This is a genomic window from Paenibacillus sp. TCA20 (assembly GCF_000732325.1).
Lineage (GTDB): Bacteria > Bacillota > Bacilli > Paenibacillales > Paenibacillaceae > Paenibacillus > Paenibacillus urinalis.
Window position 1 is genome coordinate 20,248 of the sequence record NZ_BBIW01000009.1, and the last position, 23,607, is coordinate 43,854.

The 23,607-nt window shown below is 46.4% G+C and carries 21 protein-coding genes; 16 read left to right on the forward strand and 5 right to left on the reverse strand.

Annotation, left to right across the window (positions count from 1 at the left end; all coding sequences use genetic code 11):
- Positions 1–44 precede the first annotated feature (44 nt).
- The 13 genes from purH (at position 45) to TCA2_RS16945 (ending at position 16,286) form a co-directional block, all read left to right on the forward strand.
- Positions 45–1,592 (forward strand): bifunctional phosphoribosylaminoimidazolecarboxamide formyltransferase/IMP cyclohydrolase, encoded by a 1,548-nt coding sequence (purH, locus tag TCA2_RS16885; protein ID WP_047912789.1) that lies wholly within the window; start codon positions 45–47, stop codon positions 1,590–1,592.
- A gap of 209 nt (positions 1,593–1,801) precedes the next feature.
- Complete coding sequence (purD, locus tag TCA2_RS16890) at positions 1,802–3,076, forward strand: phosphoribosylamine--glycine ligase (RefSeq protein ID WP_047912790.1); 1,275 nt, start codon at positions 1,802–1,804, stop codon at positions 3,074–3,076.
- Positions 3,077–3,345: 269 nt separating this feature from the next.
- Positions 3,346–4,296: a ring-cleaving dioxygenase gene (locus TCA2_RS16895; protein ID WP_047912791.1), complete on the forward strand. Its 951-nt coding sequence runs from the start codon at positions 3,346–3,348 to the stop codon at positions 4,294–4,296.
- Positions 4,293–4,910: an alpha/beta hydrolase gene (locus TCA2_RS16900; RefSeq protein WP_047912792.1), complete on the forward strand. Its 618-nt coding sequence runs from the start codon at positions 4,293–4,295 to the stop codon at positions 4,908–4,910. Before TCA2_RS16895 ends, TCA2_RS16900 begins: the two co-directional genes overlap by 4 nt.
- 475 nt (positions 4,911–5,385) lie before the next feature.
- Positions 5,386–6,189 carry a lipase family protein gene (locus tag TCA2_RS26235; protein WP_052512105.1) on the forward strand — a complete coding sequence of 268 codons (804 nt, stop codon included), beginning with the start codon at positions 5,386–5,388 and terminating at the stop codon, positions 6,187–6,189.
- A 3-nt stretch (positions 6,190–6,192) separates the two neighbouring features.
- Positions 6,193–7,005, forward strand: a complete 813-nt coding sequence (locus tag TCA2_RS16910; protein WP_047912793.1) for a hypothetical protein — start codon at positions 6,193–6,195, stop codon at positions 7,003–7,005.
- On the forward strand, positions 7,005–8,165 hold the full coding sequence (locus TCA2_RS16915) for a hypothetical protein (protein WP_047912794.1): 1,161 nt from the start codon (positions 7,005–7,007) through the stop codon (positions 8,163–8,165). The genes TCA2_RS16910 and TCA2_RS16915 overlap by 1 nt, the downstream gene beginning before the upstream one ends.
- 191 nt (positions 8,166–8,356) lie before the next feature.
- Positions 8,357–8,788 (forward strand): NUDIX hydrolase, encoded by a 432-nt coding sequence (locus TCA2_RS16920; RefSeq protein WP_047912795.1) that lies wholly within the window; start codon positions 8,357–8,359, stop codon positions 8,786–8,788.
- A 364-nt stretch (positions 8,789–9,152) separates the two neighbouring features.
- Positions 9,153–9,629, forward strand: a complete 477-nt coding sequence (locus TCA2_RS16925) for a hypothetical protein (RefSeq protein ID WP_047912796.1) — start codon at positions 9,153–9,155, stop codon at positions 9,627–9,629.
- A 547-nt stretch (positions 9,630–10,176) separates the two neighbouring features.
- On the forward strand, positions 10,177–11,634 hold the full coding sequence (locus TCA2_RS16930; protein ID WP_047912941.1) for a glycoside hydrolase family 1 protein: 1,458 nt from the start codon (positions 10,177–10,179) through the stop codon (positions 11,632–11,634).
- Between the two features lie 75 nt (positions 11,635–11,709).
- The gene (locus TCA2_RS16935) at positions 11,710–13,140 is read left to right on the forward strand and encodes a glycoside hydrolase family 1 protein (protein WP_047912797.1); all 1,431 of its coding nucleotides are present in this window, start codon (positions 11,710–11,712) and stop codon (positions 13,138–13,140) included.
- A 204-nt stretch (positions 13,141–13,344) separates the two neighbouring features.
- Complete coding sequence (gene licT, locus TCA2_RS16940; RefSeq protein ID WP_047912798.1) at positions 13,345–14,196, forward strand: BglG family transcription antiterminator LicT; 852 nt, start codon at positions 13,345–13,347, stop codon at positions 14,194–14,196.
- A 155-nt stretch (positions 14,197–14,351) separates the two neighbouring features.
- A complete protein-coding gene (locus tag TCA2_RS16945) occupies positions 14,352–16,286 on the forward strand; it encodes a beta-glucoside-specific PTS transporter subunit IIABC (RefSeq protein WP_047912799.1) in 1,935 nt (644 codons plus the stop codon).
- 169 nt (positions 16,287–16,455) lie between these two features.
- Here TCA2_RS16945 and TCA2_RS16950 read toward each other — a convergent pair whose 3' ends face one another.
- From TCA2_RS16950 to TCA2_RS16960, 3 genes are all read right to left on the reverse strand, one after another.
- Positions 16,456–16,740, reverse strand: coding sequence for a DUF4176 domain-containing protein (locus tag TCA2_RS16950; protein ID WP_047912800.1), 285 nt, complete (start codon positions 16,738–16,740; stop codon positions 16,456–16,458).
- A 122-nt stretch (positions 16,741–16,862) separates the two neighbouring features.
- Complete coding sequence (gene pelA / locus TCA2_RS16955; RefSeq protein ID WP_081872609.1) at positions 16,863–17,822, reverse strand: pectate lyase; 960 nt, start codon at positions 17,820–17,822, stop codon at positions 16,863–16,865.
- A 278-nt stretch (positions 17,823–18,100) separates the two neighbouring features.
- Positions 18,101–19,153, reverse strand: coding sequence for an oxidoreductase (locus tag TCA2_RS16960; RefSeq protein WP_052512107.1), 1,053 nt, complete (start codon positions 19,151–19,153; stop codon positions 18,101–18,103).
- 150 nt (positions 19,154–19,303) lie between these two features.
- Between TCA2_RS16960 and TCA2_RS16965 the strand changes: the two genes are divergently transcribed.
- A complete protein-coding gene (locus TCA2_RS16965) occupies positions 19,304–19,732 on the forward strand; it encodes an Lrp/AsnC family transcriptional regulator (protein ID WP_047912803.1) in 429 nt (142 codons plus the stop codon).
- Positions 19,733–19,932: 200 nt separating this feature from the next.
- Positions 19,933–20,352 carry an organic hydroperoxide resistance protein gene (locus TCA2_RS16970; RefSeq protein ID WP_047912804.1) on the forward strand — a complete coding sequence of 140 codons (420 nt, stop codon included), beginning with the start codon at positions 19,933–19,935 and terminating at the stop codon, positions 20,350–20,352.
- A gap of 120 nt (positions 20,353–20,472) precedes the next feature.
- On the opposite strand, the gene TCA2_RS16975 is transcribed toward TCA2_RS16970, so the two are convergent.
- Positions 20,473–20,949 carry a nucleoside deaminase gene (locus TCA2_RS16975; protein ID WP_047912805.1) on the reverse strand — a complete coding sequence of 159 codons (477 nt, stop codon included), beginning with the start codon at positions 20,947–20,949 and terminating at the stop codon, positions 20,473–20,475.
- 309 nt (positions 20,950–21,258) lie between these two features.
- Between TCA2_RS16975 and ilvA the strand changes: the two genes are divergently transcribed.
- Positions 21,259–22,539: a threonine ammonia-lyase IlvA gene (gene ilvA, locus TCA2_RS16980; RefSeq protein WP_047912806.1), complete on the forward strand. Its 1,281-nt coding sequence runs from the start codon at positions 21,259–21,261 to the stop codon at positions 22,537–22,539.
- A 73-nt stretch (positions 22,540–22,612) separates the two neighbouring features.
- Here ilvA and TCA2_RS26240 read toward each other — a convergent pair whose 3' ends face one another.
- Entirely contained in the window at positions 22,613–23,584 is a 972-nt protein-coding gene (locus TCA2_RS26240; RefSeq protein WP_052512109.1) for a hypothetical protein, read from the reverse strand.
- Positions 23,585–23,607: the final 23 nt, after the last annotated feature.

The window sequence follows — 23,607 nt, forward strand, 5'->3', positions numbered from 1 at the left end:
ATTTTTAGCACCAAAATGGGATGAACAAGAGGAGGATCTTAATCGTGGGTATTAAAAGAGCGCTGGTTAGCGTTTCGGATAAAACGGGTATCGTGGATTTTTGCCGTGAGCTGTCTAATTTGGGTGTGGAAATTATCTCGACAGGAGGAACAAGCAGCCTGCTGTCGAACGAAGGCGTTCCTGTGATCGGGATATCGGACGTAACCGGTTTTCCTGAAATTATGGATGGACGCGTCAAGACACTGCATCCTGCTGTGCACAGCGGACTGCTGGCAGTTAGAGACAATGCTGAGCATCAGCAGCAAATGAAAGATCTGGGTCTGGATTACATTGACCTCGTTGTCGTTAATTTGTATCCATTCCAAGAGACCATTGCGAAGCCGGGCGTTTCTTATGAGGACGCGATCGAAAATATCGACATCGGTGGTCCGACTATGCTTCGTTCTGCAGCCAAGAACCATGCTTTTGTCAGTGTGGTTGTCGATGCAGCCGACTATGAGCAGGTGCTTGCTGAAGTTCGTGAGAGCGGTGATACGACTCTTGAAACTCGTAAACAGCTTGCGGCAAAAGTTTTCCGTCATACGGCGGCTTATGATGCCCTTATTTCTGATTATCTGTCTAATGTCAACGGAGATCCACTACCAGAGCGCTACACCGTGACTTATGAAAAAATCCAGGATCTGCGCTATGGGGAGAACCCGCATCAGCAGGCTGCCTTCTACCGCAAACCGCTTGCACCGAACGGGACACTCACTACTGCAGAGCAATTGCATGGTAAAGAGCTGTCCTACAACAATATCAACGATGCGAACGCAGCACTGCAGATCGTGAAGGAATTTGATGCTCCAACTGTAGTCGCAGTTAAGCACATGAATCCTTGCGGCGTAGGTACAGGTGAGAATATCTATGAAGCCTACATGAAAGCCTACAATGCAGATCCAACTTCGATCTTTGGCGGCATTGTTGCAGCTAACCGGACAATTGACAGTGATACAGCTGTAAAGCTCAGTGAAATTTTCCTTGAGATCGTCCTTGCTCCGGACTTTACACCGGAAGCACTGGAAATCTTGACCAAAAAGAAAAATATCCGCTTGCTGAAAATGGGTGAGCTTGGCTCTGCGAAGGAGCGTACAAGCCAGTTTGTTGTCACTTCCATTGACGGGGGTATGGTCGTGCAGCAAAGTGACATTCACTCCATCGATGAAGGTGATCTTCAAGTTGTAACGGATCGTGCACCTTCTGCCGAAGAAATGAAGCAGCTGCTCTTTGGCTGGAAAGTTGTTAAGCATGTGAAATCCAATGCGATCGTGCTTGCAGCCGATGATATGACGGTGGGTGTAGGCGCTGGTCAGATGAACCGCGTCGGTGCAGCCAAGATTGCGCTTGAGCAAGCGGGAGACAAAGCCAAAGGGGCGGCGCTTGCATCTGATGCATTCTTCCCGATGGGCGATACGGTTGAACTTGCTGCAAAACACGGCATTACAGCCATCATCCAGCCTGGCGGATCGATCAAAGACGAGGAATCCATCAAGGCTGCGAATGAGCATGGCATTGCCATGGTCTTCACGGGCGTACGTCATTTCAAACACTAATCAATAGATAAACAATTGAATAGAGGATTCGAGCGTTATCTGCACAAAAGATCAAAAAGGGGATTTGAACGGACAAGCGGAGCGTGATCAGATCCTTATCTTTACCCAGAAAAAGAAGCTGAGGGCTTAGCGATAACTTGTCGCCGGTCCTCAGCTTTACACTAGATAGAAGCTTTTTTATAGGATGATATTAAGGAGGAACCTAACCTATGGATATTCTCGTCATTGGCGGCGGCGGCCGCGAGCATGCGATCGTATGGGCTTTGTCGAAATCGGAAAAGGCTGGCAAGATCTACTGTGCACCGGGAAATGCAGGAATCGGCCAGATTGCGGAGTGTGTGCCGATTGCAGTCAGCGAGTTCGAGCAGTTGACCGCTTTTGCGTTGGAAAAAGAAATCGGATTGGTGGTCGTTGGACCGGATGATCCGTTGGCCGACGGAATTGTGGATGCATTCGAAGCGAAGGACATTCCTGTGTTTGGCCCACGCAAAAATGCGGCAGAAATCGAAGGCAGCAAAACATTCATGAAGGATCTGCTCCGGAAATACAGCATTCCTACGGCAGCCTACGAGAAGTTTGGTGACTATGAACAGGCGCTCGCTTATTTGCGCTCACGCACGGCTCCAATCGTCATCAAGGCCGATGGACTTGCTGCGGGCAAAGGGGTAACCGTAGCTTATACGATGGAAGAAGCCGAAGAGGCGCTGCGCAGTATGATGCTGGACAAGGTATTTGGCGATGCCGGTACTCAAGTCGTTATTGAAGAGTTTCTGGAAGGGCAGGAAATGTCCATTCTTGCATTTGTGGATGGAGAAACGGTTCGCTGCATGCCGGCAGCACAGGATCACAAGCCGGTGTATGATGGAGATAAAGGGCCGAATACAGGCGGAATGGGAACCTATTCTCCGCTTCCTCATATTGATCAAGCCATTATTGACAAGGCCATAGAATCCATAGTCATTCCTACCGCAAAGGCAATGGTAGAAGAAGGACGTCCATTCCGTGGAGTGCTGTTTGCCGGGCTGATGATATCTCCCGATGGAACACCAAAGACAATAGAGTTCAATGCACGTTTTGGAGATCCGGAAACGCAAGTCGTGCTCCCTAGGCTGAAGACCGATCTGCTCGAGATCTTCCTGGCCGCCGTCAACGGAACGCTGGCTGATATCGACATCGAGTGGAGTGAAGAAGCTGCCGTGTGTGTCGTCCAGGCATCGGGCGGCTACCCGGCTTCTTACCCTAAAGGAATTGTTATTTCAGGACTGGATGAGGTATCAAGCGGGGAGTCTGCGCTTGTATTCCATGCGGGAACGGCGAAGAACGAGGCGGGAGAATGGGTAACCAACGGTGGACGCGTACTGGGTATTGTCGGACGGGGTACCACTATTGAAGAAGCGAGAGCGGTAGCCTATGCAGCAGCGGAAGGCATTGATTTCGAAGGAAAGCATCAGCGGACCGATATTGCGGCCAAAGCACTGGTATAAGTTTCAACACAGGAATAACTAAACCATAACGGCTTTTTTGTATGCAGAACTTCATTATGGTTCATCATACAAAGAGGCCGTTTTTTTGTGTTGGAAAACAATAGAAAATCTCCTCTTGCAAATTCGTTGTGGAGGGTTTATGATAAGGACATAGAAATTATCTTAAATTTAAGATATTATAATTTGAAATGTTTTACAAAGCTTAGCAGCTCAGATATAGATTGGAAATGTATAAACCAAAATTCAATAATGGAGTGGAGGAAATTAACATGTTACAAACCGCAGGAATTCACCATATTACCGCTTTTGTGAGCGATGCTCAGCGCAATGTCGATTTTTATGCCGGCGTGCTCGGACTTCGCCTGGTGAAGAAGACCATTAACTTCGATGCACCGGAAGTATATCACTTCTACTTCGGAGATGAGAAAGGAAGTCCGGGTACAATCATCACCTTCTTCCCGCAGGCTGGTGCACGTAAAGGTGCTGTCGGAGGCGGGCAAACAGGAGTAACCGTATATGCAATTCCACCGGGCAGCATGGATTTTTGGAAGGAAAGACTGACCTCATTTGATATCCGTTTTGAAGAGAAACATCGTTTTGGCGAGAGCTATATTCGGTTTTTGGATAACGCAGGACTTGTCCTTGAGCTCGTTGAACGTGAGGCGGGGGATTTGAATACCTGGTCCTTCAATGGAGTTCCGTCAGATAAAGCGATCAAAGGCTTTGGCGGTTCTGTATTGTACAGTCTGGCTCCGGAGCAAACGATCCGGGTGCTCGAAAATTTCCTTGGGCTGACGAAAGTAGCTGAAGAGGAAGGATGGGTTCGTTTCGAAGGAACAGGAAATTTGGGTAATATTATTGATATCAACAAAGTAAAAATGGCTCCTGGACGCGGCGGCTCCGGAACAGTCCATCATATTGCATGGCGCGCCAAAGATTTCGAAGAACATGAAGCTTGGCGGAACATGGCCGTAGAGGCTGGACTTCATCCAACAGGCATCATTGACCGTCAATATTTTAACGCTGTATATCTCAGAGAACCGGGCGGCATCCTGTTTGAGATCGCCACAGACCCTCCTGGGTTCGCAAATGATGAAACACCTGATAAACTGGGTGAGAAGATCATGCTTCCATCCTGGTATGAGCCTCACCGTGAAGCAATCGAAGCAAATTTGCCGGACGTCATTGTCCGTAATATTGAAGGAGGAACTAAAGTATGAATATGAAGCATATCTATCGTGAAGGCAGCAACCCCTCAGCACCAACGATCCTATTGCTCCACGGCACAGGAGGAACAGAAACCGATCTTCTTCCGCTTGCAGAGCTGGTATCTCCAGAGTCAAGTGTACTTGGGGTGAGAGGAAACGTAAGCGAACACGGAATGCCCCGATTTTTCCGCCGTCTGGCTGAAGGGGTATTTGATATAGAGGATCTGATCTTCCGTACACGAGAGCTGCATGAATTCCTGGATGAAGCGGCAGAGCAGTACGGCTTTGACCGCCGCAATATCGTGGCCATCGGCTACTCTAACGGTGCCAATATTGCAGGCAGCCTGTTGTTCCATTACGCGGATTCGCTGCGTGGGGCGATACTTCACCATCCCATGGTACCTCTTCGGGACGCTGTGCTTCCGGATTTGGCAGGTGCTCCGGTATTTATTGCCGCAGGAAAAAACGACCCGATGTGCGCTCCGCAGGAATCGGAAGAGCTTGAAGAACTCCTTACCGGCGCCGGTGCCAACGTGAAGATGCATTGGGAGAATAACGGTCACCAGCTGAGCCGTAATGAAGTCATTGCCGCAGCTGCCTGGTTCAAGGTTCAATTCAAAGCTTAAAATATTAATCACATAAATGATGATGTTAAACCTGGCAATGCGGGGAATACGGAGTCAGTCACGATCATTGTGACTACTCGCGTATCCCCGTTTTTTTGCGGTATAGAAGCGGGGTTATTCCTGTCCACTTATTGAAGATTCTCGTAAAATCACTCTTCCGAGGAACAGCTCGAAGATCTCATTTGCAAACTGAATGCACTGGATCAATAACAAGCACCAATGATGTGAAGATGATCAACTTCATATTAGTTATAGAACATCGTCTATGTATAGACGGTGTTTTTTTATGTATCTTTAGCGTATCTTTAACGATTCTTTAGATTGGCTTGAACGTAAATTTAACGCGGGTCTGTAAGATATGAAATGTCAAGAAGTTATCCGAAATCAGAAAGGATGGAGATTATACGGATGTTCATTCAGTCCAATCCTGCCATTGTAATTCAGAGCATTGAGGTTCATTTGGGAGATCCCGGATATGTGTAGCTCGGTGTTTAACCACGACGAGGCAATGCGATGGGGAGGCTTCATCAAGTCCGTCTACAGTGCAGATCGAACAGTTAGTGATGCGAACGCACTCCTCGAGATTGAACTGCCGAACTGGAAGATCATCGCCGGGATTTCAATTGAGCCTTCTCTGTTCAAATCGCATTCCGAAGAATGGATTGGCTGCGTTATGGAATCCTTGACCGACCCTTCCCGCAAGGGAATTGTGTATCGGGGAACGGAGACAGAGCTGGAGTGGATTGATGATTTTGAATTCTTCCTGCTGTCCTACACGGAACCTGGAGGCGTTGGCAAGGTGGAAGAGGGATTCGCCAGAATGTACCGCTCCCTTAAGGTTCACCTGCTTGAAGGAGACAAATCCCTGCTCATGACAGAGTATACCCAGAATCTCCAAGCAAGCAGCCTGACTGTTGCGGGGCATAGCCTCGGTGGAGCATTGACTGTACTGACGGCGTATGCGGCCGCCTTTTGCGGGATGGAGACAGAGGTATACACCTTTGGTTCTCCCATGGTCGGAGATCGGACTTTTACGTCCGCCTATGAGAAGTTGGTCCCCAGTACATGGCGTATCTATAATGCGCCGGATATTGTGCCAAAGCTTCCTGCTAGTGAGCTTGGATTCGCTCAGCCGGAAGTCGGCATCCAGGTAAACTCCTTAGATATTCCTGGGAGCGGGCGAGGACTGGCCGAGTACCACAAGATGGATACGTACTTAATGTGTATTTCTCAGCAACAGACTAATGATTCAAACTCAAATAATGAGAAGGTGGGATAGGTTATGCCAATTTTTTATCCAGACAACGACAATAGAAAGAGAAGATTGATTGAACTCGCTACGGACACTGAAAATTTCTTATATGATGCAACAGCGAATTATAACGATTTTAAAGCTCTGTGTACTCAAGTCAATGCTCAAATCGTAAGTGTGTATCAGGAAGCCGGATTGAAGCAGCCGGATATCAGCCAGATTAATGTCATCAAGCAGGCAGATCCTTCTACGGATATTAACACGGAGGAGACGGTTGTTGCGATTGCAGAGGTCATTGTCGATGTAGCCGGGTTTATCGGTTCGGTTAAATATCTAGCTCCAGCGGCTACCAAGATGCTGGTCAGAGCAGGGCTTATGACAGAGGAAACGGCCGCTAAGGTCTTGACCAAATTTACGGTACCACTCATCGACAGAGAAGTAGAGATTACAGCGGGAGACCTGGCAGGGAGCATCCTCGGGGGGATCGCCGGAGGCGTTGCCGTTGCTGGAATTGATCTGGGTATCGATGCGATCGAAGGCTCCATTGCCAAAAACAAATTAAGAACAGGGCTGCATCAGATTTACCCGATGAGACAAACGGCAAAAATGTCACTTGATCAGACCAAAGAGCTGAAAAACTCCATTCAATCCGTGAAGACGACGCTGGATGCAATTACGGGTGCAGGCATCGAGCTGAATGAGCAGATCATCACCAATCTGATTACGAAAGACGTGCTGCCAAGTGTGCAAAAAGCACAGGCTATTACGCTTGATGTAGTCAACGCTGAACTGAGCGGACTGGACACTGACCGCAAATCCTGGACAAATGAGGATACGAATTAATGTCGATCTTTTTTCCGGACAATGATAAGCGGCAGGCGAGACTCATTGAGCTATCTTCGGATACACAAAGTTTCTTGAATCAATTGAAAAGTAACTATGCAGAATTTACGATACTGAGCCAGGATATTAACGCCAAGATTGCAGATCTATATATACAGCATGGCTTGGCTGTCCCCGATGTTACGAGCTTTGATATCCTGCAGGCAAGCGGAGCGGCACATGATGTCTCGACAGGCGATACGGCTGTAGGGATCACCAATATTTTAGTCGATGTAGCGAGCTTTCTTATCACCGTGCAATATCTTGCTCCAGGAGTAACCGCCGTGTTGGTCGATTCGGGCATCATGGCAGCGGAGACGGCTGCAACGGTGCTTGGCTCTGTCCTCGGCGTCGAGATAGCTGTCGGAACACTTGCAGGCGGACTCATTGCTGGAGTCATTGCGGCGGTTGTCGTTGTAGGTATCGGGCTAGCCATTGATGCGATCGAAGGGGCCATCCTAAGAAGCAAGCTGCGGCATGGTATACATCAGATGGATCAAGTGCGCGGTTCATTGAAGCTCTCTCTCGATAAAGCCAGTATCATGGTGGAGTCCATGAAGAGCATTCAGCGGGCTCTGGATTCTCTTCAGCAGAGCAATATTGAGATCAGTGATGCAGTTGTGCGCAATATTGTACAAAAAACAGTGGAGCCGGCTCTGGCCCAGGCCGATGCTGTGACACTGCAGAACGTCATTGCCGAGCTGAGTCAGCTCGATCACCAGCGTGGATCATGGACAGCAGAAGACGAAGTACCTTCGGAATCTCCTGGGCCTCATAAGGTCTTCTTGATAGCCAAAGCCCCTGAAAGTACACTGCCTGCTATTCCATCGGATTTGAAGCCGACATGCTTGGCTTCTCCAGATACGCTTCAACCGAATGCGATATATCCGATCATTAAATCGGACGGTTATACCTACTGGCCGCTGAGCTATATAGATAATCGGGTAGGAATGGCAGTCGTGGCGTTCGATCCAAGCGGACATCTGGTGAAGCGCTGGGATAAGATCGGGGCTAGATACATCGTGGACATTACGGCAGATCCAAACAGCAATTCAATGATCTTCCAAGGTCAGGCTAATCAATCGTTTAGCATGCCTTGGTCTGAGCTCGGTACGCTGTAATTGCGTAACTCGAATACAAAGCTATCATCATCGTATGTTTGCATATTTATCATTTTTATATTAAGCGGCACTCTTCTTCAATATTGAGAAGGGTGTCTTATTCTTTTGGGAAAGAACACTTGTTCCTGATATGGTTTAGATCTACAATAGGTTTATATTTCCAATCTTAATTGTAGGAAGAGGAATTAGAAATGCAAAGAAGGAATGTAGTCTACTCCTTAATTATGGATGATACCTGCTCTAAGGTGCTCATGGTTCAAAACATGGATAACGGACGCTGGTCACTGCCCGGCGGGGCGGTAGAAGCGAATGAAACATTGGAGCAAGCTGCAGTTAGAGAGGCAAGAGAAGAAACAGGCCTTTTCATACAAGTAGGAGAGCTTGTCGGGGTAAGTGAGTGCATTATTGAAAAGCGCGGAGAGCAAGTGCTGTTCTTTACTTTTCTAAGTGAAGTGATCGGAGGAGAACTGCAAATCACATCACCCGAGGAGATAGGGGAAATCGCCTGGATTAATATGGATCACGCTAATCAACTGATGCCAGTGCCTTCTTATCAAGGCGGACTTAAGGCGGCAGCTAGAGCGGATCGAGGAATAACATACATAGACGAAGGAACGGCTTAGGCGGCTTGAGGAACAGATGATTTAAATCTAGAATAGATTAGATTCTTTGGAGGAGACGGGATTACAATGAGTGTCTTTGCACAAGCACAGGACAATTTAAGAGCAGCAAATCAGATACTAGGTCGGTCCGAATCTATGAAGCCGTCGTGGATTATGGGGTCCGGACGCTGCCAGAGCTCAAGGCTTGGTATGGGCAGCATGTTCAGGAGGGGCTTACCTTCTGGAAACCCCGTAATTAGAAACTATAGATTATAACAGAACTTCTAATTCGCTCTAACGTCTAATGATATAGCCGATCTTCAAGCTGTGGTCAAGCATTGAAATAGGCTGGAACATATTATAAGGCAGAGGATGAAGAGACGAAATGAAGCCGACCGTAGCAGACATGATGAAGGCTTATGCTGAAGACGCTGTTGAGTTAGCTGAGAAGCTGGGTCAGAAGCTTGATTACAGTGAAGATAGCATCAAGAGCCTGGAAGGGATATTACAACGCTATCATGAAGAATTGCCCCGAGGTGTGAGAAAGATATTTAGAAGGGGCCCTTCAGAACACGAGAAGATTCAGATGTCCAAGGCTTGGGGCGGTTATTTGGGAGAAACGATCATCAAACACTTGGGGGGAGAATGGCAGCAAAGCAGTGTATCGGAGGATACGATTGCTCTTGTCGTGAGCAAGGTGATTAACGGAGAAGACTATCCTCATGAGATCTATCCTCCATCTAAGGTATACCGCAGAATAATAAACGGTCCGGAGGACAATGTTTGGCATTATTACCTTGTGCTCAAAGAGGACTTGAGCTGTGATCCAGCCCAGTCAGCCGAGTCATGTCAAGAACTCTGAAAGAGAAGCAAATAGGATCCTGAGGAGAAATGACGGATTCATTCTTATGGAATCTCTCCTGAAGGAGGGGCTGTTAATAGTCTGATGCCTAAGCTGTGCCTATGGCTTGAAACAAACGATTGTTTGCTCTTATAATGATCTAAATGATAGCTTGGTCAGTATACATTCGGAGTAAAGTAGATAATGACAGCTATAGGCACAGCAACAATTGATGGCATCTCAGTGACCAAGTTGATTTTATATTTGCACTGTGTTACGCTTACATTACATGACAACCACATATTTTAGATGCATCGTTTAATGGATTGTTACTGCTTAAGACAGGCAAAACCTAAACTGATGGTGAAATGACAGGCTCCTTGGCGGAGTGTGCTTTTACCTTGAGTTTAGGTTTTTTTGTTTTCTGACCTCGGATGACAGCCGGCGTATTCGGGAGTCTGCCTACGAAAACAATCAAGCCTGTGTACTATTCATGTCCTAAATTGAATTTTTTATCTATATTTCGAAATTTCTATATTTATATCACATAGAAGAGAGGTTGTTAATGATGACATTAGCCAAAAAAGGATTTCCGGAAAATTTCTTATGGGGCGGAGCAACCGCAGCGAACCAGCTTGAAGGAGGTTATAACCTAGGTGGCAAAGGTCTCTCCACCGCAGACATGATTGCCCATGTTCCTAAGGAGCTTCGTAAAGGCGGTCATGCCATGGACATTACTTCGGACCGTATCGAACAGATCCTCGCTGGAGAGGTTGAAGAGCGTTTTCCAAAGCGTCATGGCATCGACTTCTACCACCGTTTCAAAGAAGATATCGCTCTGTTTGCTGAAATGGGCTTTAAGGTATTCCGGATGTCCATTCATTGGGCTCGTATTTTCCCGAACGGCTATGATGAAGTACCGAACGAGGAAGGGCTGAAATTTTATGATGAGGTGTTTGATGAGCTGCATAAATACGGCATTGAGCCGCTCGTAACGCTGTCCCATTATGAAACACCGCTGGGTCTGACGCAAAAATATAACGGATGGGCCGGACGTGAAGTCATCGACCATTATGTGAGATATGCGGAAACGGTATTCAAGCGCTATAAAGATAAGGTGAAATACTGGCTGACGTTTAACGAGATTAATGTCATGCTGATCAGCCCATATACGGGCGGCGGTATTCTGGTGGACAAGGTGGATAACAAGCTCCAAACGGCCTTCCAAGCGCTGCATCATCAGTTTGTGGCGAGTGCCTTGGTGACGAAGCTGGCCCATGAGATTATTCCAGGCTCCCAAGTAGGCTGCATGCTGGCTCGTATGGAGACCTATCCGAAGACCTGCAATCCAGAGGATGTAAGACTGGCTCAGCAGGAAAATCAAATCAACCTGTTCTTTACTGATGTCCATGCTCGTGGTAAGTATCCAAATTACATGGCACGATACTTTGAAGAGAATAACGTGGTTATCGAGCGCCAGCCGGGCGATGATGAAATTCTGATCAACAATACAGTGGATTTTATTTCGTTCAGCTATTACATGAGTGTAACGAAATCAGCATCTGCGGATGAGGAAGAGGTAGCTGGCAATCTGGCTGGCGGCGTGAAGAATCCTTATCTTGAGGCTTCCGACTGGGGCTGGGAGATCGATCCAATTGGGCTTCGAGTTACACTCAACAATCTATGGGATCGTTACAATAAACCGCTCTTTATCGTGGAAAATGGACTTGGCGCATATGACAAGGTCGAAGAGGACGGCTCCATTCATGATACGTACCGGATAGATTACCTCAGAAAGCATATCGAGCAGATGAATGAAGCAATTAAGGATGGAGTAGATCTGATGGGCTTCACAAGCTGGGGGCCGATTGATCTGGTCAGCATGTCTACATCTGAAATGTCCAAGCGCTATGGCTTTATTTATGTCGATCTGGATGATGCAGGCAACGGTACACTCGAACGCTCGAAAAAGGATTCCTTTGAATGGTTCAAGAACGTTATCGCTACTAACGGCGAAGTGCTCTAAAGAAGATTTCGGGTGATAGAATGAACAGCCCGGCTTCTGTGCAGGATATAACAATCGAGAGAGGATTGAATTAATATGACAACTCCATTTCCGAAAGACTTTCTATGGGGCGGTGCTGTAGCGGCCAACCAGCTGGAAGGGGCCTATAATCAAGATGGTAAGGGACTGTCTGTTCAAGACGTGCTGCCAAAGGGTATATCAGCGCCGAGAACGGAAGAACCGACTTCAGATAACTTGAAGCTCGTAGGGATTGATTTTTATAACCGATACAAAGAGGACATCAAGCTGTTTGCTGAAATGGGCTTCAAGGTATTCCGTACGTCGATCGCCTGGTCGCGTATTTTCCCGCAAGGAGATGAGCTTGAGCCGAATGAAAAAGGGCTGCAGTTCTACGATGATTTGTTTGACGAGTGCTTGAAGTATGGTATTGAGCCGCTGGTCACCATCTCTCATTATGAGACGCCGCTGCACCTGTCCAAGACATATAACGGCTGGGTTAACCGCCAAATGATTGGATTCTATGAACGCTATGTTAGAACACTGTTTGCCCGCTACAAAGGAAAAGTGAAATACTGGCTGACCTTTAACGAGATCAACTCTATTCTGGAGGAGCCATTTATGAGCGGAGGCATCTTTACTCCAAAGGAGCAGCTCTCCAAGCAGGATTTGTATCAGGCGATCCATCATGAGCTGGTAGCCAGTGCCTTAGCCGTGAAGATCGGACATGAGATGATGCCAGAGGCCAAAATCGGCTGCATGGTGCTCAGTATGCCGACTTATCCGCTCACGCCGAACCCGGATGATGTGGTTAAAGCGATGCATGCAGAGCAAAGAAATGATCTGTTCGCCGATGTGCATGCCCGTGGCTATTATCCTAAATATATCAATCGTTATTTCAAGGAGAACAATATCAGCATTCAGTTTGAAGATGGCGATGCTGAAATTTTGAAGCACACGGTGGATTTCATATCCTTCAGTTATTATGTGAGCATTTGCGAAACAGCCGATCCGGACAAGCGGAATGAAGGTAAAGGCAATTTGTTCGCAGGTGTGCAAAACCCTTATCTGAAAGCAAGCGAATGGGGATGGCAGATTGATCCTCAAGGTCTTCGTGTTACACTCAATAAATATTATGACCGTTATCAGAAGCCATTGTTCATTGTTGAGAATGGACTTGGGGCTATTGATGAGCTTGTTACGGACGAGCAGGGGAATAAGACCGTGATTGACGATTATCGAATCCAGTATTTGAACGATCATCTTGTTGAAGTCGGTAAAGCGATTGAGGATGGGGTCGAGGTCATGGGCTTCACCTCCTGGGGATGTATTGATCTGGTGAGCGCATCTACTGCCGAGATGAAGAAACGTTATGGCTTCATCTATGTAGACCGCAACAATGACGGTACAGGCAGTCTCCAACGGTATAAGAAGAAATCATTTGATTGGTATAAAGAAGTTATTGGTACAAATGGAGCGAGTCTTACAGATCCGGCTGCCGAAAAGTAATTACCGAATAGTGGCACCTTCGGGAATGTTAAACGCTTTCATAAAACCGTTGTCATTTGGCTGCTGATATGGTAAGATAGGCCTATAGCTAATATATTACTGGATTGTTACTGTTAAATCAGGCAAAACCAGAGGCGGGGCTGCAACAATGCTCGGCTTTGGTTTTGCCTTTAATTTTTTGCCAGTACAAGGTGATGTGAACAGATGAAAATAGCGAAGGTGCTGAACAACAATGTTGTGACGGTCATCGATTCAAGTGGTAATGAGCAGGTTGTTATGGGGCGGGGGATCGCCTTTAAGAAACACACAGGAGACTCGATTGATGAATCTCTTATTGAAAAGGTATTCTCACTTGAAAGCAAGGAAGTATCACAGAAACTGAAAACGCTTCTGTCCGATATTCCTGCGGAATATGTGGAATGCTCGGATGAGATTATCCGTTATGCGGAAACAGTACTTGGCGAGAAGCTTCATGAGAGCATCTACATCTCGCTGACGGATCATATTCATTTTGCCATAGACCGTCATCGGCAGGGCATGCAGCTGCGGAACGCACTGCTGTGGGAGATCAAACGGATGTACCGCAAGGAGTTTGCAATTGGTCTGAAGGCGCTGAATATTATTGAAGAAACGCTCGGCGTTCTCCTGCCGGAAGACGAATGCGCATTCATCGCAATGCATCTTGTAAATGCCCAGATGAACGGCGAGATGAGGGAAACGATCAGCATTACGAATATCGTCAAGGATATTCTAAACATTGTAAGACGAAGCTTTGTGATTGAGCTGGATGAAGATTCACTCAGTTACTATCGGTTCTTAACGCATCTGAAATACTTTGCACAGCGGGTCATAGCAGGGACCGCGATTGAAGGGAAGGAAGAGGATAACCCGCTTCACGACCTGGTCAGCAAGCAATATCCTGATGCTTACGCTTGTGCCATGAAGATTAACGATTACACCCGAAAAATTTATGGACGGGTATTATCAAAGGAAGAAATATTATATCTGACCATTCATATTGAGCGGATCGTCAGAAACGAACAGCCAACCGAATAATACGGGATTGTTACTGTCGTACAGGCAAAACCTAAACGTTGAATCACAGATAAGTTGATCTTGTCTTGGTTTCAGTGTTTAGGTTTTTTTCTTTCCTATTCTAAGTGCAATACGAGCTTTTCACTTATTACATTTCCTAAAAGGAGCAATTCATCATGGATAAACAACAATTGTCCAAAGATATATTGAAGCTGGTCGGCGGCGAAGAAAATATCGATCAAGTAACGCATTGTATGACCCGTCTTCGCTTTAACCTGAATGACAATAGTAAGGCAGATAAGAAGACACTCCAAAATACCCCGGGTGTCATGGGTGTTATGATCAACGGGGGTCAGTTCCAGGTTATCATTGGTAATGAGGTACCTAAAGTGTACAACGCACTAGTCGGCAATATGAGCAAATCACCCGATGCGGGTACGAATGCATCCAGCGAAACAAAGACGAAGAAAAATCCGCTGAGTGCTTTGTTTGATTTTATTTCCGGCGTATTTACCCCGATTCTTCCGGCGATTACCGGAGCGGGGATGATCAAAGGGATTGTCGCACTCCTGGTCACACTGGGCTGGATGTCCGAGACAAGTTCGACGTATCAAATTCTGTCGGCGATCGGAGACGGAGCGTTCTACTTCCTGCCGATTATCTTGGGGATTAGTACTGCCCGCAAGCTGGGAAGCAACATGTACATTGGTGCAGCGATCGGGGCTTCTGTACTCCATCCGACGATAACCACCTTGCTAGGAACAGGTGAAAGTATAACCTTTGCCGGACTTCCTGTTGTGGCAGCCACCTATTCTTCATCGGTGATCCCGATCCTAATTGCGGTGTGGCTCGCCTCCTATGTTGAGAAAGCCGTAGACAAGGTTACCCATGCATCACTTAAGCTAATTGTTGTTCCTACAGTTACGCTGCTCGTCATTGTACCTGTGACGCTTATTGCCGTTGGTCCACTGGGTGTTATTATCGGTAATGGCTTGACGGATGGTTTCTCCTGGCTGTTTGATAACACAGGACTGTTTGCAGGACTTATTATTGGCGGAGCTTTCTCGCTGCTGATTATTACAGGCATGCACTATGCCCTTGTACCAATCATGATCGGTTCGATCGCAACATTGGGCTATGATTACCTGATTCCGATGATGATGGTAGCGAACTTTGCCCAAGCTGGCAGTGCGCTCGGCGTATCGCTCAAGTCCAAGAACAAACAAACGAAATCACTCGCAATGTCGACGAGTGTTACGGCCTTCATGGGAATTACGGAACCCGCGATGTACGGGGTCAACATGAAGTATAAGAAACCGTTTATCGCGGCCCTGATCGGGGCGGGTATCGGCGGTGCCTTCATGAGCTTGTTCCATACGAAAGCTTATGTTGTCGGCGGCCTTGCCGGTTTGTCCGGTATTCCCATGATTCTGGGTGAAACTTTCGTATATGCTGTTATCGGTCTTCTAATTGGTTCGGCTGCAGCTGCAGTCCTCACTTATATTCTTGGATTTGATGAAGAGATCGCGGTGGAGACTCAGGAAGCTAAAGAAGTGAATACACAGGGCGCCAATGCTTCACAAACTTCTGTGACAGCTGATGCAGGAGCTGCAGCTTCCGTGTCCGTGAATGAGGAGGAAGTAAAAACAGAAGATCAGGAAGTATACAGCCCGATTACAGGTGAGGTCAAACCGCTGAGTGCGGTGAATGACCCTGCGTTCTCTGAAGAGATTATGGGTCAAGGATTTGCCATTCAGCCATCCGAAGGCCGGGTTGTCTCTCCGATTAACGGAACGGTCTTCTCACTGTCCAAGAGCGGTCATGCGATTGGCCTTGTGAGTGACAGCGGAGCGGAAATGCTGATTCATATCGGTATTGATACAGTGAAGCTGAAAGGGCAATTCTTTAGTCCGAAGGTTCAAGCTGGGGCGAGGGTATCCGTGGGTGATCTTCTGATGGAGTTCGACAGGGAAGAGATCGAAAAAGCAGGCTACGAAACGATTACACCTGTCATTGTAACCAACATGCACCAATACGGAGCGATCCAATCCGCAGGAAAAACAAACGTCCGTGAAACCGAGCTGATCTATACAGCCAAGGCACTGAAATAATGAAAAAAGTGATTTCGTTACTCGAAGAGAGATTTGAAAAGGATTTTTGAAGAAAGCCCAGCTAAATTACAGCTGGGCTACTTCTTTACACCCACATAGTGAGATTTTTGGATGAAGAACGACTTTTGACGAAGTCAACCGGAGTGATTCAGCCAAAAACCGAACGTATTTACTCGGCTTCCTTGATCGCTTCAGCAAGGATTTTACGGAAAGCAACTTCCTCATGATCCTCAAATCCTTTAAATATAACATCCTTGATATCCTCGTGGTTAAAGAAGACATTAGAGTCTTCTGTTAAATTGCCGTGTGGATAATAACATGCCACATAGTCCCATGTACCCTGAGACTCAGTATCATTTTGCAGCCGGCCATAGATCATCAGCTTCTGCTTCCATTCCTTAATGCGTACTACAGAACCGATCGGCAGCAGGTCTTGTTCATAGTTAACAGTCATGATCGTTCCTCCTTTGCAGGTCAATGCTCTTATTTAACCATAATGACCCATAGACATGCAAAAGAAGCTGCTTGTTATTTCATTCCTATCACATCAGCCATTGGAGGATTAGCCGCTTCATCTTAATAGATGCCCAAGCTATTGGCCCAGTTCCCATACCAGGAATAATTAACTCTTCGTTCTTGTTCAATATCACTTAGCTTGTACTTCACTATACCGTCTCGACCGACAAAGATCGGTTTATTGGTATTGATCTCATAGAAACGAGCCCAAATGGCCGGCGCACTCGGATCACTAACCACCACAACATCATCCGTAGTCTTTACTACTTTGATACCGGTGATTTTTACAGCTTTGAGCCAATCTTCCGCTGCCTTGATACTATTTGCAATTGCCGTAGTAGAGGCTCTAGTCTTGAGGAACTTAACGATGTTCACACTTTCCTGTGCGCTAAGAGAAGGAACCTCATAGGATCTTGCTCCAGCCGGCTTTAGTGTTGAGGAATCATGCTGTTGTCCCCAAACGGTAAGTTTACCGTTCACAGACACCTGAATTTGCAAAATTAAGTTGATTCCCTTGGATACAGCACTACTGGCTCTGCTGGCTAACGTGCTGTCCACAAAGGAAAAATCGCCTTTTTTGTTAGCGACGTCATCGAGTAGAATCATAACGTTAATCATGGCGTTGTCATTAAATGTAATGTGCTTGTGATAACCGGAGCTGTTGTATATTTGCGGCCAGCCTCCATTCGCATATTGCATGTTTAGCAAGAAGTTGATTCCACGGATCGCAGCAGCAGAATATTGAGCATTGTTGGTTTTCTGGTATTCCGCGGCCAATCTTCTGATCTCGGTATAAGTTGCCTTATTATCAATCGTAGATTTGGACCATTCTCCGCTCGTCGTGCTGTAATCCTTTTTCCATCCGCCATCGGCTTGCTGATATTTGAGTATGTCGGAAATACTTGCCGTTTCTCCTGAACTCGCTAGGACAGTAGAGGAAGGCGGAATCAGGAGAGTGATAACGGAGAATATCAGGGATAATGCCAAGAGAGCTGGAATCTTCTTGAATTTTGCCAACATAACAGTCATCTCCTTATTAATTACTTAATGTAAACGTTTACAGTCTTGTTGCTTATTATATCGGACGACCACATAATTGTAAATAATTTTAAAAAATGGATTGAATATCCTGATTATTTGCAGATAACCTGATGTTCACCAGCATTTGAAAAAGCAAATAAACACAAAAAAGCACTTATTCAAGTAACCGGAAAAATACACACCTGTGGTGTATCGTTTAACCTGGGTCGCTTAAAAAAGTGCATTAAAAGTGAATTAAAAGTGCTAAATGCTCTCTTCTAGATCAATTGTGCTAAATGGATTGCTGAATTATATGGATTGAGCGGCAATCCCTTCTTAAGGCGGTTAACAAAATCGTTATTCGCCAGCAAGGGACGGCCAAATGCAGCCAAATCGATGACACCTGAACGGATGGCTGTCACAGCAGAATCGGGAGTCAGATTGCCAACTCCTATGATATAACCTTCCCATCGACTCCGCACGAGCTCGTGAAATGTCAGACCTTCCCATATCGGCTGGGAGAAATGGTTTGTAGATGGATGGATGACTTGCAGACCAACCTCGTGAAACATCTCGATGTATGACTCGATCTCAGCGATAGGGTCTAACCATCGGAAGCTGGGCTGATCGTCTTTTAATTCAGAGAAGCGTAGAACGACACGCTCCATACCGATATCCTCACCAATGGCAGAGAGTATTTCTCTCATTAGTCTCAGACGCTGAGTCCTGTGACCACCATAACCATCCGTACGTCGATTTGTGGATTCCGATGCAAATTGATCAATTAGATAGCCATGGGCTCCGTGAATTTCGACCCCGTCAAATCCGGCTTGAATAGCATTATTAGCTGCCTGTTTAAAGTGATGTACGGTCATACGAATATCTTCATCCGTCATTTCCTTAGGCATTGCGTAAGGTTTATGCAACCGATGTACAAGCCCCTCAGCACGCAGAGCAGAGGGGGCAAGGGGTGGACGGCCCCCTGTTAAATCAGGATGGGTCAGCCTGCCGACATGCCATAGCTGTGCTATAATGGTGCCGCCTTTTTCATGTACTGCCTCCGTGACTTTGCGCCAAGCACTCACTTGCTCGCTTGTATATAATCCAGGTACTCCAAAGGTCCCTTTTCCTTGGATTGTCGGTATAATGCCTTCTGTGATGATAAGGCCTATTCCGTCTTCCGCTCGGCGTTGATAGTAAGCAATGACATCCTCACCAACCGTACCCGTAACATCATTGGCAAATGAGCGCGTCATTGGAGCCATTACAATCCGTGTTTGTAGTTGCCAGGGCCCGATTCGAACGGGCTGTAACAATTCGTTATTTATCATATCCACGCCTCTTCTTTCAATTGATATAATAAATAATTTTATATAATATCGATGTTAGGTACTATAGAGTTTTAAAGTTAATATGGAGTTCGAATCTTTAAATTCATTTCATTTGATGAATTATACCTTGAATATAAAGGAGTATGATTGATGGACGATCTGGACAAGCAAATCTTGCTGCGGTTGCAGGAGGAAGGGCGCATCTCTATGACGGATCTAGGAAAGGCCGTCTCCTTATCACAGCCTGCCGTTACGGAGCGAGTACGCCGCATGGAAGAGAACGGAATTATTGATCACTATCGTGCAGTCATTACCCCAGAGAAGATCAACAAGCAAATATCCGCATTCATTCTGTTCTATACTAAAGGATGTGATAACTTCGTCAGTTACTGTAAAGAAGCACGCGATGTCGTTGAGTTGCATCGAATCAGCGGACATCAGTACAATTTTCTTGTCAAACTGGTTACCGAATCTTTACTAACCTTGGAGAGTGCAATTAATGAGCTTGGAAAATATGGTGACTCAACGACCATGATCGTACTCTCATCACCAATTAAGCAAGACCAGTTAATCCCTTAAGGATCTTTAGGCTGTCGAGAAATTCTCGGCAGTCATTTTTAGTTCTTTTTCATTCAAGCACGGGATGGATTTACTAAATGAATTTTTTTATGCTTTACACCTAAAATAAAATTTAGTAAAATTAAATTGCAAACAATATAATTTATAACAATATAACAACAGCTATATTCTAAAATTAAAATTAAAAGGAGAACATGAAAATGAAAACATTGTATGAAACAACGGTAATCAATACAGGAGGGCGTCAAGGCATTGTGCAATCTCCGGATAACGTATTTTTGCTGGAGGTTGCTGCACCTCCGGAGCTAGGCGGCAAGGATACAACGGCTACCAATCCTGAGCAGCTGTTCGCGGCTGGATACAGTGCCTGCTTTAACTCCGCACTTGAGTTTCAATTGAAGAAGAACAATGTACAAATCGAGAAGAGCACCGTGTCCGCAACGGTATATTTAAAAACAGATCCGGCAGATAACGGTGTTAAGCTTGAGGTGGAGCTGGATGTACGAATCGACGGTTTGGATGAGGAGACAGCTCGCAAGTATGTGGAGCTTGCTCATGATTATTGCCCGTACTCCAAAGCCATTAAAGGAAATGTCAATGTAACGGTAAGCATGGGGTAAATGAAATTCACGCGATAACTCACAATAAAAAAAGCCAGTATGCTCCATACGAATGGGGCGGGACTATACCTTGTTTATGAGACAGGGTACAGTCCCGGGCATACGGGCTTTTTTCTTTTTTTAGCGGTCATGTAACTGCTGATGCAGCTTCCGGACCTGCTCGGCTAGCTCCGGCACAGGGCCATCTACTACGGTATCACGAATAACTTCGTGAATAGGGAGGCTCAGCACCCGAGATGAGCGGGCGCCCATATCATTCAGCCACATGGACAGCTGAGCTGAGGAACTTGCATAAACGATCCGTCCCAAGCCAACCCATCCATGGGCAGCAGCACACATTGGACAATGCTCGCCAGATGTATATACGGTTGCTTGGCTTCGTTCTAGTGGGTCCATGTGCTCTGCAGCCCAGCGTGCTAATGCAAATTCGGGATGCTGGGTAGGGTCACCGCCTCCCACATGGTTACGTTCCTCGGCAAGTACGGTGCCATCAGCGGATACAAGGACGGAACCGAAGGGCTCGTCACCTGCTTCAAGAGCGGTTCCTGCTAGCTCTATGCAGCGTTTCAAATGTGCAAGATCTGTATCATTGACCATGGCTGTTCATCTCCTGTTCTCTATTGCTATACTGTCAGGCTATCATGATTATCGGTATCTTGAAAATAAGATCCCCAAAAATATGGTCTGATTGGAGTTCGATTCGCTGGTAAAAATAAGTACAGATGAGGAGGGCATGCCGCGCAGGAAAGTGGTACAATACATAGAAATGATAGCTGATAGCTAAGTCATAGACAGAGAAATGCTGCGTAAGAGAATTCTTTTCATATCACCCATCGTTTGATGAGTTGTGGAATGGATTCGAGTACATGCCTTGCGCGTACCAAATTCAAGCGGAGTGTGGAGAGAATGGAACCAGTAGAGACATCAAAAAGTGGAAATGTCCCTGTTGTGGGAATGGAAGATATCGTCAGAGCACACCATGTGCTGAGAGAGGTTATCGTACGTACACCACTCCAGCGTGATGCTGTGTTATCTGCGAAATACAATTGCGAAGTTTATCTAAAGAGAGAAGATTTGCAAGTCGTTCGTTCATTTAAAATCCGTGGTGCTTACAACATGATCCGGAGTCTGTCCCAGGAGGAGAGAGAACGGGGGATTGTATGCGCGAGTGCTGGGAACCATGCGCAAGGGGTTGCTTTTTCATGTAATGCCTTGGGAATTCAGGGCAAGATCTTTATGCCAAGCACAACACCGAGTCAGAAGGTTAAGCAGGTAAGACGTTTTGGAGGAAGCAATGTGGAGGTCGTGCTTACAGGCGACACTTATGACGATTCCTATGAAGCGGCCATGCGTGTATGCAAGGAGCAGGAGCTTACGTTTATTCATCCTTTTGATCAGCCGAAGATTATTGCAGGCAATGGAACGATTGGGATGGAGATCATGGAGGATCTGGACACCCCCGCGGATTATGTGTTTGTGACTATTGGCGGTGGTGGACTCGCGGCAGGTGTAGGTGCGTATATCAAAACCGTTCATCCGGAAACGAAGGTCATTGGCGTAGAGCCGTTAGGCGCAGCTTCCATGACGGAGGCCATTGATCAGAAGCAGGTCGTTACCCTGCAGCAGATTGATAAATTTGTGGATGGTGCAGCGGTTAAACGTGTGGGTGATCTCACCTATGATATCTGCAAGAACGCACTGGATGATATCTTAAAGGTGCCGGAGGGCAAGGCGTGTACAACCATTCTTGAATTGTATAACGAAAATGCCATTGTGGTTGAACCGGCGGGTTCCTTGTCTGTTGCTGCACTAGCGCAGTATAAGGATCAGATTCAAGGAAAAAAAGTCGTCTGCATCATCAGTGGGGGCAATAATGACATTGACCGGATGCAAGAGATTAAGGAACGTTCGCTCATGTATGAAGGGCTCAAGCATTATTTCATGATTAACTTCCCGCAGCGTGCGGGGGCACTCCGTGAATTTTTGGAGGATGTGCTCGGTCCAAATGATGATATCGCCCGGTTTGAATATACGAAGAAGAATGACAAAGAGAACGGTCCGGCCCTGGTCGGCATTGAGCTGATGTACACCGAGGATTACGAGCCGCTCATCGAGCGTATGAATCGAAAAAATATTCAATATACCGAGCTGAACAAGGATCTTAATCTCTTTAATCTCTTGATCTGATATATTTTAGGTGATAAAAATAGAGCCCCGCTTACAATCGTAAGCGGGGCTTCCTGTGCTGCACATTAGCATTCTATCCGTTCGTTCCGACATGCTCCTCGAGCCAATCTTTTACCTCAGAGGTTTGCTTGAACTGATGATCCTTCAGTACGTTAACGAACTGCTTCAGCAGCTCGTGCAGCTGACTGTTGTTCTCATTCGGGAGACCGGCAATGAACGTGTAGGCTGTTTTGGCATTGGGTCTGATCGCTCCATTGTCTTGGAAGAGAGGGGTATTATTCATCCCGTAAAAAATAACGTGTCTGTACAAATCATACTGATCTTCCATTTGCCGTGTGCGATTAGAGTTCGGATAGCTGGTAACAAATCCTTCGAGCAGTAACGCGCGATTGACAAGCTCCTGATATCCGATCGCAAGAGCGGCATCCTTACCCAGCTGTTTGCGAGAGAGCTCTGCCTGGATGCTGATGTAAGCAGAAATATCCTCTTTGACATCCTCCTTGTAGCGTTCAAAAGCAGAATAATCCATCGTCAGGAAATACATGCCTTCAGCGGTAATGACCTTGTATCCGTAATTTTTAGCCTGTGTCAGCAGGTTTTTCACTTTTTGAGTTTTTGCCTTTTGGATCAGCTGGTTCATGGTGTCGTTTTCTTTGAAAAAGGTCTGCAGCTCCTCTTGAACGTCCTGCGGGTACAACTTCTTATCAATGGACGGCATGGCTTTGATCCGTGCATTTTCTAAATAGAGCACCATAAGCGTCGCATGATGGGGAGATGCTTTTGATATATTTTTATTCAGATAAGTTGCAGCTTCCGGCAGACCGTTCGGTTGTTTAAGCAAAGCTCGAAACTTGTTCAGGATAACGGACGACTCCGATGAAACTGCCTCAGCAGCTGCAGGTGCTGATGTATTTGCTTGCGCGGTATTTTGGGCGAAGGCGGGGCTCCATCCGGCAGGCAGCAGCAATGCTGCACTGCTTAACACAGCCATCCATTTTACGGTGGATTTCCGGTTGTTCTTATGCCGAAGTATCGTGTTCTTCATAATTATAACCTCCTAAAAATGAT